Origin of the sequence: Providencia rettgeri (assembly GCF_001874625.1) — a bacterium.
Classification (GTDB): domain Bacteria; phylum Pseudomonadota; class Gammaproteobacteria; order Enterobacterales; family Enterobacteriaceae; genus Providencia; species Providencia huashanensis.
The window spans coordinates 3,865,469-3,877,760 of the sequence record NZ_CP017671.1 but is presented as its reverse complement, the minus strand read 5'-3'; the positions used below and the strand labels follow the sequence as shown (position 1 = coordinate 3,877,760).

The following is a 12,292-nucleotide window of genomic DNA, read 5'->3' as shown; positions in this document are numbered from 1 at the left end:
CTATTGTGCAATAACCCTAGTGAGAATAGGCTGAAATTTCTAATTAAGGTAATTTAAAAGTAGTTATAAATCACCTAAGCTGGCTAAAACGGGCAATTTAACAGATTAGTACCGGAAATATATGGCCTTTTGCAGATAAAAAATAACCCGCTAAAATAGCGGGTCATTGTACCACTTAAGCACCAACCAAAAATTTAGTTAATAGCTGGCGCATTGGTATTACGGATGATACTACTTGGCGCAGTTGATATTTCTTTGCCTAAATTTGCATTTAGACGCGCAATATCATCTTCATTTAAAGTACCACGAGCAAATTCAATGTTGAGTTGGTTAATCATATAATCATAGCGTGCATTAGATAGATTCTGTTTTGCTTGGTATAGGGCCGTGGTGGCTGTTAATACATCAACGATAGTACGCGTACCAACCTGATACCCAGCTTCCATCGCATCTAATGAGCTTTGTGCAGAAACAACGACTTGTTTATATGCATTGATGCTACTGATTGATGAAGATACGTTGTTAAATGATGAGCGAACTAATTGAACGACGTTACGGTATACTGTTTCGAGTTGTTCACTCGCACCTTGGAAACCATATTGCGCTTGTTCAACTTGTGAACTAGTCGCACCACCTTTATACAGTGGGATACTCAAGGTTAAACCAACGCTGTTTTGCCCGTTATAACTATTACGTGCACCAGAAAGACCTGTGTATGGGTCGCTATAGCCACTACCATGTTGGTAGTTATTCGTCACACTGGTTGATGCGCTCAGACCAACTGTAGGCATATGACCAGTTTCTGCTAAGCGAATATTTTCACGCGAAACATCTTGTGCTAAACGTGCACTTAGCAGATTAAGGTTACGTTCTTCTGCTTCTTTTAAAATCGCGTTGATATCGCCTAATTCAGTGGTTTTAAAGCGATCAATATTCAAAGAAGCAAGTTGGCTATAATATACGCCGCTGACTTGACGCAGTTTTTCAATCGCATTTTCTAAGTCGTTACGGCCTGCAACTTCTTGTGCAATCACGCTGTCGTAGTTTGCACGAGCGTTTTGTACATCCGTAATCGCCACTAACCCAACATTAAAACGTTGTGTTACTTGATCTAATTGACGGTAAACAGCTTCTTTATTTGCTTCGATGTATGATAATGCGTCAATCGCTTTTAACACATTAAAATAGGCGGTTGCGGTATCTAAGATCAGTTGTTGCTGGCTGGTTTGATACGTCACATCGGAAATACCCGCTGTTTTTTCTTGAATCGACAATTGACGCCATATCGACATATCAAAGACGACTTGCGTTAATTTTAACGTCGCATTTAAGCCCGTACTTTCAGTATTTCGCGCATCGCGGTAACCGCTTCCGTAGCTAGCACCAGCATCTAACCCTAATTGTGGTAGTAATGGGCTACGAGATTCATTAATTTTTTCAAAAGCTTGGTTACGTTCAGCTAATGATTTTCTTAATTCGGGGTTACTTTCTTTAGATTTTTTGTAAACCTGCAGTAAATCTTCTGCGTAGCTATTGGTACTGAGACCCACAAAACTCATCGCAATAAAAAGGGGAAGCAGTTTCTTCATTTTGATTCCTTGATTAAACAGCAAATTAAGTTGAGTCTGCGGTCTAAAACGTACCATGCCTAAATGAGTCGTAGGTATCAAATTATGCGTTTTAGAGAGCCAATAAAACAGACCCTATTGTTGCTCTTCGATTTGAATAATGGCGCACATTGTAACAGAGTATCACTTGTGTTAACGGTAGCCTTTTGTGCCATTTTGTCTTAATTTCATTAAACATTACCTCATCTGAGGTTAAAAAGCCTTAAAAACAGTTTTAATCCACAATTATTTCCTTAATATGGAAATTAATAGTTTTGGGAAATGCAATGACAAATAAAATAAAACAGCCAATTAAATATGGCAAAAATGATGTCGAAATTATATCCAAGCGTAAATTATTTAATGGTTTTTTTCAAATGATTGAGTACCGATTTCGTCATCGTCTTTTTGCTGGCTCGTGGAGCAATGAAATCCGTCGCGAAGTATTTGAGCGTGGCCATGCAGGGGTTGTTTTACCTTATGATCCACAAACGGATAATATCGTTTTAATTGAACAAATTCGTTTCCCTGCCATAGAAACCAGCGCAACACCTTGGTTACTTGAGGCTGTCGCAGGGATGATTGAGGAAAACGAATCACCCGAAGATGTTATTCGTCGAGAAGCCATGGAAGAGGCAGGGTTAGTGATTGGCCGCGCCGAAAAAGCGCTAAGCTACCTTTCTAGCCCAGGCGGTACAACTGAGCGTATGTATGTATTTATTGGCGAGGTAGATAGCCGCCAAGCAAAAGGTGTCCATGGGCTAGCATCAGAAAATGAAGATATTCAAGTGCATGTAGTAAGCCGAGAACAAGCTTATCAGTGGGTGGAAAACGGGGTTATTGATAATGCGGCGACAGTAATCGCCATTCAATGGTTGCAGCTTAATTATCACAAGCTTCGTGGAAAATGGATGAAACAGTTTTAAATAACAATTAATCTAGTGAAGTGTGTGCTAATTAGCAGATATTTAACTAATTACTCGTCATACTTCAAGCTGCAAGTGTGTTGGCCGCGCTTCGCCACCCAAGTCACATACTGGTGTATGCTCCTTGGGATAGCTCAGCTTGCCGCCTTCTTGCAACTCGAATTATTTAGAGTAATTCGAGTAAGTTAAAAATTATGCTTTAAGGTGATTGCAGCGAGGCAAGGCGCACTAAAGCAAGGAGTACAACAAGCTGCAAGTGTGTTGGCCGCGCTTCGCTACCCAAGTCACATACTGGTGTATGCTCCTTGGGATAGCTCAGCTTGCCGCCTTCTTGCAACTCGAATTATTTAGAGTAATTCGAGTAAGTTAAAAATTATGCTTTAAGGTGATTGCAGCGAGGCAAGGCGCACTAAAGCAAGGAGTACAACAAGCTGCAAGTGTGTTGGCCGCGCTTCGCTACCCAAGTCACATACTGATGTATGCTCCTTGGGGTAGCTCAGCTTGCCACTCGAATTATTTAAAGTAATACAGCGCTAAGTTGGCGCGTTGGCAAATTACCCTTTAGAATAATTACGGTGTATTTTACAGCAAGCGGCAGTGTGTTGAGTTTGTGTATAGTTGTAATGAATATAATTAATTAGGCATAAATAATATTTACGGATAAGGAATACTTTTGGACAGCCAGCTTGAAGTGACTGCAAAGAACTCGAAGATCGTGAGAATTTTACAAGTTACGGATACGCATCTTTTTGCTAACACTGAGAACACCCTTTTAGGTGTAAATACTTATGATAGCTATCAAGCAGTGCTTGGCGCTATTGCAAAAGAAAATCTCCCAATTGATTTGATTGTTGCGACAGGGGATCTGGTTCAAGACCAATCGCCACAAGCTTATCAACATTTTGCAGATGGTATTGAGCGTATTCCTGCGCCTTGTGTTTGGCTTCCTGGAAACCATGATTATCCGCCAGCCATGGTTGAAACCCTTAGGGTGGCTGGTATCTCAAGCGCTAAACAAATTTTAATTGGCGATGAATGGCAAATTCTAATGTTAGATAGCCAATTGCAAGACGTCCCCCATGGTGAACTTTCTGAGCAACAATTAGAATGGATGAAGCAGAGCTTAGATGCGCAACCTGACCGTACAACGTTAGTAATGCTACACCATCATCCATTGCCTTCGGGCTGTACATGGCTAGATCAACACAGCTTAAGAAATTCGCACATATTAGCGGATTACCTAAAAAGCTATCCAAATGTTAAAACCATGCTGTGTGGGCATATTCATCAAGAAATGGATGTGCTTTGGCATGGAATACGTTTGTTAGCCACGCCTTCAACTTGCGTGCAATTCAAACCACATTGTACTAACTTTGCGCTAGATACCGTAGCACCCGGTTGGCGCTATTTGGAACTCAGTGTGGATGAACAAGGGCATAGGCATATCAAAACGAGTGTGCATCGTTTAGAGACGAGAGAATTCAGCCCTGATTTAGACTCCGACGGTTATTAATCACCTTATGTCTACTTTACTTTATATTCACGGTTTTAATAGCTCACCTTTATCAGCTAAAGCAAATAGCTTAAAGAAATGGGTTGATGCAAACTACCCACATATCAATATGGTTGTGCCGCAATTACCGAATTTTCCTCGGCAAGCTCAAGCCATGTTAGAAGATATTGTCTTACAACATAAACAGGGGAAGATTGGCCTAGTAGGTTCCTCCCTTGGAGGGTATTTTTCTCTTTGGCTCAGTGAGCGTTATCAACTTCCTGCAGTGGTGGTCAACCCTGCTGTAAGACCCTTTGACTTACTACAAGACTATTTAGGGGAGAATACAAACCCCTATACTTACGAAAAATATGTGTTGGAAAACAAACATATTCATGAGCTAAAATCCTTATACATTGAAAAGTTAACATCTCCTCATCTTATTTGGTTACTACAGCAAATGGGGGATGAGGTACTTGATTATCGTGAAGCTGTTACCTATCTTTCTAAGTGTAAACAGACTGTAGAACCTGACGGTAATCATGCATTTGTTGGTTTTGAAGCATACTTTCCTCAAATTGTTCATTTTTTACAATTGGCAGAGAAATAGTGTCAAAACACATGAACACTGTTATTATCAACAGTAACTCACTGATTGAATAGTTCAATTAGCCACCTATTTACCGCAGAATGACAACATGACTCAATCTAGTTATAACGCAGAGGCCATTGAAGTCCTCAGTGGTTTGGAGCCTGTTCGCCGTCGTCCGGGGATGTATACTGATACCAGCCGACCGAACCATTTGGCTCAAGAAGTAATTGATAATAGTGTCGACGAAGCCCTTGCTGGGCATGCGGGGCACATCGAAGTTATTTTACATGCCGATCAATCCCTTGAGGTGATCGATGATGGGCGTGGTATGCCTGTTGATATCCACCCTGAAATGAAAGTGCCAGCCGTAGAGTTAATTTTAGGGCAGCTGCACGCAGGGGGGAAATTCTCCAATAAAAGTTACCAGTTTTCCGGGGGCCTACACGGGGTAGGTATTTCCGTAGTCAATGCGTTATCAAAACGTATTGAAGTTACAGTGCGTCGCGATAGCCAAGTGTATCAAATTGCCTTTGAAAACGGCGATAAAGTAGAAGATTTGCATGTAATCGGTACCTGTGGCAAGCGTAACACAGGGACTAGCGTGCATTTTTGGCCAGATGAAAGCTATTTTGACAGCCCAAAATTTTCAGTTTCGCGTTTAACTCATAATTTAAAAGCCAAAGCCGTTTTATGTCCTGGCGTGAAAATCACGTTTAAGGACAAGCTCAATAATACAGAGCAAAGCTGGTGTTACAGTGATGGGTTAACTGATTACTTAATGGAATCCATAGACGGGCTAGAAGCATTACCCGCAAAACCTTTCACTGGGGAGTTCTCAGGGGAAACTGAAGGTGCTCAGTGGGCGCTGTTATGGTTACCTGAAGGCGGTGAATTGTTAACCGAAAGCTATGTAAACCTTATTCCAACCGCGCAAGGTGGAACCCACGTTAATGGTTTACGCCAAGGGTTATTGGACGCGATGCGTGAATTTTGTGAATTCCGCAATATTTTACCTCGTGGTGTTAAGCTTTCGGCAGATGATATCTGGGAACGCTGTACGTATGTACTTTCCGTAAAAATGCAAGACCCTCAATTTGCAGGGCAAACGAAAGAACGCCTTTCATCGCGTCAATGTTCTGCATTTGTTTCCGGTGTTGTTAAAGATGCCTTTAGCCTGTGGTTAAACCAAAATGTGCAAGTGGCTGAGCAACTGGCGGAAATGGCAATATCGAGCGCACAACGCCGGATGCGTGCGGCGAAAAAAGTAGTGCGTAAGAAGCTAACCAGTGGCCCTGCATTGCCGGGTAAACTGGCAGATTGCAGCTCGCAAGACCTTAGCATGACAGAACTCTTCCTTGTCGAAGGGGATTCGGCGGGTGGGTCAGCAAAACAAGCCCGCGACCGTGAATACCAAGCTATCATGCCATTACGTGGTAAAATCCTAAACACATGGGAAGTGTCTTCTGACGAAGTTTTAGCTTCCCAAGAGGTACATGATATCTCCGTGGCAATTGGTATTGACCCTGATAGCGAAGACCTCAGCCAACTACGTTACGGTAAAATTTGTATTCTTGCGGATGCGGATTCCGATGGTTTACATATCGCAACGTTATTGTGTGCTTTATTTGTGCGCCATTTCCCGACTTTAGTCAAAGCGGGGCATGTATATATGGCTATGCCGCCGCTGTACCGTATCGATTTAGGCAAAGAAACTTTCTATGCCCTTGATGAAAGCGAAAAAAATGCGGTACTAGAGCGTCTTAGCCGTAAGCGTGGTAAACCGAATGTTCAACGGTTTAAAGGGTTGGGTGAAATGAACCCACCACAATTACGCGAAACCACATTAGATCCAAATACTCGTCGCCTTGTTCAGTTAACCATCGATGATGAAAACTACCAAGAAACGCTTGCCGTTATGGATATGCTTCTAGCGAAGAAACGCTCTGAAGACCGCCGTAATTGGTTACAAGAAAAAGGCGATATGGCTGAAATTGATGTCTAACATCCGAATTGCGATGAGAAAGCGTAAGGAATTAATTAAATGAGTGAAATTACTCATGATGGTGTGGAGCGCCTACCGCTTCATGCCTTTACTGAAAATGCCTATCTAAACTATTCGATGTACGTCATCATGGATAGGGCATTACCTTTTATTGGCGATGGGCTTAAACCTGTTCAGCGCCGCATTGTGTATGCCATGTCAGAACTTGGTTTGAGCAACACAGCAAAATATAAGAAATCAGCAAGAACTGTCGGTGACGTACTAGGTAAATACCATCCACATGGTGACAGAGCGTGTTATGAAGCGATGGTATTAATGGCTCAACCGTTTTCTTACCGTTACCCACTAGTGGACGGGCAAGGGAACTGGGGAGCACCGGATGACCCTAAATCGTTTGCAGCAATGCGTTATACCGAATCGCGCTTATCAAAGTATGCGGAAGTTTTGCTGAGCGAGTTAGCTCATGGCACGGTTGATTGGGTACCTAACTTTGATGGTACGTTAAACGAACCTAAAATGTTACCGGCGCGTCTGCCAAATATTTTATTAAATGGCACAACGGGCATTGCAGTGGGGATGGCGACAGATATTCCGCCTCATAACGCCCGAGAAGTGGCAAATGCGCTAGTGGCATTGTTGGAGAAACCAACACTGGGTCTTGACGATATCATGGCGTTTGTTCCTGGTCCTGATTACCCGACCGAAGCTGAAATTATTTCTTCACAAAGTGATATCCGTAAAATTTACCAAAACGGCCGTGGTTCTGTTCGTATGCGTGCTGTGTGGGAAAAAGAAGACGGCAATGCAGTGATAACAGCGTTGCCTCATCAAGTTTCTGGCGCGAAAGTATTAGAGCAAATTGCTAGCCAAATGCGCGCGAAAAAGCTACCCATGGTTGAAGATTTACGTGATGAATCTGACCACGAAAACCCAACTCGTTTGGTTATTGTTCCGCGTAGTAATCGTGTTGATATTGACCAAGTGATGACGCATTTATTTGCGACTACCGACTTAGAAAGAAGTTATCGTGTTAACCTGAATATGATTGGCTTGGACAATCGTCCTTCAGTTAAAGGGTTAGTTGAAATTTTAACTGAGTGGATTACTTATCGTCGCCAAACAGTTCGTAATCGATTAAATCACCGTTTAGACAAAGTGTTAAGGCGTTTACATATTTTAGATGGTTTATTAATCGCTTACCTTAACATTGATGAAGTTATTGAAATTATTCGTACAGAGGACGAGCCAAAGGCTGTCCTAATGTCTCGCTTTAATATTACGGATACACAAGCAGAAGCTATTTTAGAGTTAAAACTACGTCATTTAGCGAAGCTTGAAGAAATGAAGATCCGTGGTGAACAAGATGAATTAGCAAAAGAACGTGATGAGTTACAAGGTATCTTAGGGTCAGAGCGTAAATTAAATACCTTAATTAAAAAAGAAATTCAGGCTGATGCTAAAGCTTATGGCGATGATCGCCGCTCACCATTACATGAGCGTGAAGAAGCTAAGGCCATGAGTGAGCATGAAATTCTCCCTTCAGAGCCTATTACCGTTGTGCTTTCTGATATGGGCTGGGTACGTAGTGCTAAGGGCCATGATATAGAGCCGACGAACCTCAATTACAAAGCTGGCGATGGTTTTAAAGGCGCAGCTCGAGGCAAATCGAACCAAGCCGCAGTATTCCTTGATTCAACAGGGCGTAGTTATTCTGTTGACCCGCTTGAACTACCATCAGCGCGTAGTCAAGGCGAGCCATTAACAGGGAAACTGTCATTGCCACCAGGTGCAACCATTGAACATGTGTTAATGGCACCTGAAGAGCAAAAATATTTGATGGCGTCTGATGCTGGTTACGGCTTTATTTGTACTTTCAATGACCTAGTAACCAAAAACAAAGCAGGTAAGGCTTTAATTTCGTTACCAGATAACGCAAAAGTGTTAGCCCCCATTGAGCTACATAATGAACAAGAAGATTTGCTGTTGGCAATAACCAAAGCAGGGCGTATGTTAATATTCCCTGTTTCAGATTTACCACAGCTGTCGAAAGGTAAAGGGAATAAAATTATCAACATAGCTGGCGCTCAAGCTGCAAGTGGTGATGATTTGTTGACTTGGCTTATGATTTTACCTACAGGTGCATCAATGACTTTGCATTTTGGTAAGCGAAAATTGAAATTTAAAGCTGAAGATCTGCAAAAATATCGTTCAGAGCGCGGCCGCAAAGGGACCTCCTTGCCGCGAGGAATGCACAATATTGAACGTATTGATATTGAGCCTTTAGGTGCTGAATAATTAGTTAAGTAATAAATTCCTATTTATTCACTGCTCAGTCAGATTTGATTGGTGAATAAGTGGGTGATATTAATAGATTGGGGCTGTATGGCCCCGTTGAATTTGGGGTTAGTATGTTAGCGCTGATTAGAGCGATTATAGTTATTATCTACACGCTTGCTGTTTGTATCGGGGGCGGTATTTACTGTCTATTTAGCCCACGCAATCCAAAACATGTGATGACGTTTGGCCATATGTTTGGTCGGTTATCTGTAGTTTTTGGGATTAACGTGATCAACCGTGTCCCTGAAAAAGCCAAAAGCTATGGCCCAAGCATTTATATTGGTAATCACCAAAACAATTACGATATGGTGACCATGTCAAATGGTGTGCAGCCAAGAACGGTAACAGTGGGCAAAAAAAGTTTAGTTTATATTCCATTTTTCGGTTTTTTATATTGGATCACTGGCAATATTCTAATTGACCGCGCTAATCGTTCTAAAGCACATAATACGATTACTCAAGTGGCGGATCAGATAAAAAAACGTAAAATTTCAGTGTGGATGTTTCCAGAAGGGACGCGCAGCCGTGGGCGCGGTCTATTGCCTTTTAAAACGGGGGCATTTCATGCTGCTATCGCTGCTGGGGTACCTATCGTGCCAGTCTGTGTTTCTAGTACGCAAGGCAAGATTAAACTAAACCGTTGGAATAACGGCAATGTGATCATTGAGATGCTAGACCCTATCGATACGTCAGTGTATAGCCGTGAACAGGTTCGCGAACTGTCAGAACTCTGCCATTCCTTAATGGAAGCTAAAATAAAAGAGTTAGATTTAGAAGTCGCTGAAATGGCGAAGCAATCCCAAAAATAGTGCGTTATTAAGCCTAATATTCAATAATGCGGTCAGTAAAAATTATTGCCCGCATTATTATCCAAAACCGAGTTTGCTCATCAAACTTGAATCGCATTTCGTATAATTTTTTCCTTTTTAATTAATTAACCCTACTACTTGTAAAGCTATTAATTATATTTTTATATATTAGAAGATATTTTTAGAATTTCCCCTTTTTTCGCGATATCATGGCTGACATAATATTACGGTACTATATTGTTGTATCTAAGTAGTTATTTTACTAGCGCCAATTCAAAATTAGCCGCATTATTGGCTGAAAGTTTCTAATATTAAATAATAAAATGCGCTGGAATTTTTGTTTAGCGGAGAATTTATGTCATTCAATCGATGCCAAACCCTTGTAGCGGCAGGGTTGGCTCTATGTATGTCCTATGTGCCAATGAATGTAAGCGCAGAGGGGGCGATAGCTTTACCTGTGCCACCGTTATTAGAATCTCGGTCTGGTCAGCCACTCTTTTTGACATTACAAAAAATCCATTGGTCTTTTGATGGGAAATACTCAGCCGATATTTGGGGAATCAATGGTTCTTCACCAGGACCAACGATAAGAGTCAAAAATGGTGATGATTTAAAGCTAATTTATAGCAATAGATTACCTGAAGCTGTTTCAATGACCATCAGTGGGTTACAAATCCCGGGGACTCAGATCGGTGGGGCTGCAAGGCTGATTTCACCAAATGCAGATTGGTCCCCCGTGATCCCTATTCGTCAAAATGCAGCGACACTTTGGTATCATGCAAATACCCAAGGAAAAATGGGTGAACAAGTCCACAATGGGTTATTAGGCATGTGGATCATAGAAGATGATGTGACTAAAAATTTGCGTTTGCCTAAGCACTATGGTGTCGATGATTTTCCTATTATTATTCAAGACAAGCGGCTAGATAACTTTGGTGTGCCTGAATATAAAGCGAGCGAAGACGGTTTTCTTGGCGATACCTTATTAGTTAATGGTGTTCAGGACCCGTATGTCGAAGTTTCTCGCGGATGGGTGCGTTTACGGTTGTTAAATGCATCGAATTCACGTCATTATGTAATGAAAATTAGTGATGGTCGCCCATTTTCGATGATCGCATCAGACCAAGGCTTACTCACTGTGCCTGTTAATGTTCAAGCATTACCACTCGCCCCAGGTGAAAGGCGAGAAGTGCTGATTGACATGGCGAAAACTCAAGAGTTGACCATCACAGCAGGCGAGTCTGCAACATTTATGGACCGAGTAAAAGGGTTATTTGAGCCGTCAAATAGCCTAATCTCTACTAATGTGTTGACGATTAAAGCCACAGGCTTAATGTCGTTAGTGACTGATGGCTTACCAACGCAATTAGCTGAAGACAAAACGCAAGTTACATCCAGTATAATGCAACGTGAAATCCACCTTAATGACGGCTTTGGTATTAATAATGCGGTTCTTGATACTAATAGAGTCGATATGACAAGCCGTCAAGGAAATTGGGAACGTTGGGTTATTACAACAAATGTTCCGCAAGCGTTTCATATTGAAGGTGTGAGGTTTAAAGTGCTGAACCGCAATGGTCAACCGACTCCGCCTGAAGATTATGGTTGGAAAGACACCGTATGGGTAGATGGTCGTACCGAGTTGTTAGTTCAAATGATGCAACCTTCGTATAACCATTTTCCATTCTTATTCTATAGCCAAAATTTGGAAAAAGCGGATTTAGGTTCAGCGGGTCAGTTGGTGGTTTCACCACAAGAGTAGTTAAATGAAATAGCAATGTCATCAATAAGAACTATTAAGGAGGTTATTATGCCAAACACAAGAGCTAGAGCGTTAAATTGTATAATAATCATTAGTTAGAGAGGTATTTGCTTCTCTAACACTAGGAGAAGTTAATGGTAACATTGGTTGTTTTAACCCCTGAAAATTGGGAAGAGTGCGCAGATTTACAGGTTTCACCAGCGCAATCCGCATTTATTGCGTCGAACCTTTATTCTATTGCTGAAGTGCAATTTCTAACGGGGTTTGTCGTGAAAGGGATATGCCATCGTGATGAGATGATTGGGATGTTAATGTATGGTATTGACCCCGATGATGGTAATTACTGGATTTATCGTTTTATGATTGATGAAAAACATCAAGGTAAGGGCTATGCAAAGCAGGCAATGGCTTTGTTGATAGCGGATATTCAGCAGGAAAATACAGCGAATATTCCCTTTTTGATGGTTGGTTATCATTCAGAAAATAATACTGCGCACTATTTTTATCAAAGCACAGGGTTTGTTTCCCAAGGCTTAGCAGATTGGGGGGAGAATTTAGCTCAATATTGCTTAGTTTAAAAATCAGCGAGCCGCATGGAAATTGCGGCTCTTTTTTATCTTGAACTATCAAAGAATAATTTATTCGGTAACACAAAGTTATGCCGTTTTAATAGTACGAAGGGTCTCCCACCCTATTAAATAGAGTGGAAGTCATCAGAAATTGAATTTGTGTTCCTTTGAAAAAGGAAAGGAATTTATAAGCTAT

Annotated in this window: 9 protein-coding genes; 8 read left to right on the top strand and 1 reads right to left on the bottom strand. The window is 41.5% G+C overall.

Features of this window, described 5'->3' with window-relative positions; all coding sequences use genetic code 11:
- Positions 1–194: 194 nt before the first annotated feature.
- The gene (gene tolC / locus RB151_RS17915; protein WP_042846029.1) at positions 195–1,589 is read right to left on the bottom strand and encodes an outer membrane channel protein TolC; all 1,395 of its coding nucleotides are present in this window, start codon (positions 1,587–1,589) and stop codon (positions 195–197) included.
- A gap of 305 nt (positions 1,590–1,894) precedes the next feature.
- Between tolC and nudF the strand changes: the two genes are divergently transcribed.
- The 8 genes from nudF to RB151_RS17875 all read left to right on the top strand — a co-directional run bounded on the left by nudF (position 1,895) and on the right by RB151_RS17875 (position 12,105).
- Positions 1,895–2,533 (top strand): ADP-ribose diphosphatase, encoded by a 639-nt coding sequence (gene nudF, locus RB151_RS17910; RefSeq protein WP_048606281.1) that lies wholly within the window; start codon positions 1,895–1,897, stop codon positions 2,531–2,533.
- A 673-nt stretch (positions 2,534–3,206) separates the two neighbouring features.
- Positions 3,207–4,046: a 3',5'-cyclic-AMP phosphodiesterase gene (gene cpdA, locus RB151_RS17905; protein WP_042846027.1), complete on the top strand. Its 840-nt coding sequence runs from the start codon at positions 3,207–3,209 to the stop codon at positions 4,044–4,046.
- Between the two features lie 7 nt (positions 4,047–4,053).
- Positions 4,054–4,635, top strand: coding sequence for an esterase YqiA (gene yqiA / locus RB151_RS17900; protein ID WP_042846025.1), 582 nt, complete (start codon positions 4,054–4,056; stop codon positions 4,633–4,635).
- An 88-nt stretch (positions 4,636–4,723) separates the two neighbouring features.
- A complete protein-coding gene (gene parE, locus RB151_RS17895; protein WP_042846024.1) occupies positions 4,724–6,619 on the top strand; it encodes a DNA topoisomerase IV subunit B in 1,896 nt (631 codons plus the stop codon).
- Between the two features lie 39 nt (positions 6,620–6,658).
- The gene (gene parC, locus RB151_RS17890; protein WP_071548578.1) at positions 6,659–8,914 is read left to right on the top strand and encodes a DNA topoisomerase IV subunit A; all 2,256 of its coding nucleotides are present in this window, start codon (positions 6,659–6,661) and stop codon (positions 8,912–8,914) included.
- A gap of 113 nt (positions 8,915–9,027) precedes the next feature.
- A complete protein-coding gene (locus tag RB151_RS17885; RefSeq protein ID WP_042846393.1) occupies positions 9,028–9,765 on the top strand; it encodes a 1-acylglycerol-3-phosphate O-acyltransferase in 738 nt (245 codons plus the stop codon).
- A gap of 355 nt (positions 9,766–10,120) precedes the next feature.
- Positions 10,121–11,527: a cell division protein FtsP gene (ftsP, locus tag RB151_RS17880; RefSeq protein ID WP_048606286.1), complete on the top strand. Its 1,407-nt coding sequence runs from the start codon at positions 10,121–10,123 to the stop codon at positions 11,525–11,527.
- A gap of 134 nt (positions 11,528–11,661) precedes the next feature.
- Positions 11,662–12,105, top strand: coding sequence for a GNAT family N-acetyltransferase (locus RB151_RS17875; RefSeq protein WP_048606288.1), 444 nt, complete (start codon positions 11,662–11,664; stop codon positions 12,103–12,105).
- Positions 12,106–12,292: the final 187 nt, after the last annotated feature.

Excerpts from the sequence above, each read along its gene's own strand:
- RB151_RS17875 (WP_048606288.1), top strand. The coding sequence starts at position 11,662 with ATGGTAACATTGGTTGTTTTAACCCCTGAAAATTGGGAAGAGTGCGCA.
- tolC (WP_042846029.1), bottom strand. The coding sequence starts at position 1,589 with ATGAAGAAACTGCTTCCCCTTTTTATTGCGATGAGTTTTGTGGGTCTC.
- parE (WP_042846024.1), top strand. The coding sequence starts at position 4,724 with ATGACTCAATCTAGTTATAACGCAGAGGCCATTGAAGTCCTCAGTGGT.
- yqiA (WP_042846025.1), top strand. The coding sequence starts at position 4,054 with ATGTCTACTTTACTTTATATTCACGGTTTTAATAGCTCACCTTTATCA.
- parC (WP_071548578.1), top strand. The coding sequence starts at position 6,659 with ATGAGTGAAATTACTCATGATGGTGTGGAGCGCCTACCGCTTCATGCC.
- nudF (WP_048606281.1), top strand. The coding sequence starts at position 1,895 with ATGACAAATAAAATAAAACAGCCAATTAAATATGGCAAAAATGATGTC.
- ftsP (WP_048606286.1), top strand. The coding sequence starts at position 10,121 with ATGTCATTCAATCGATGCCAAACCCTTGTAGCGGCAGGGTTGGCTCTA.
- RB151_RS17885 (WP_042846393.1), top strand. The coding sequence starts at position 9,028 with ATGTTAGCGCTGATTAGAGCGATTATAGTTATTATCTACACGCTTGCT.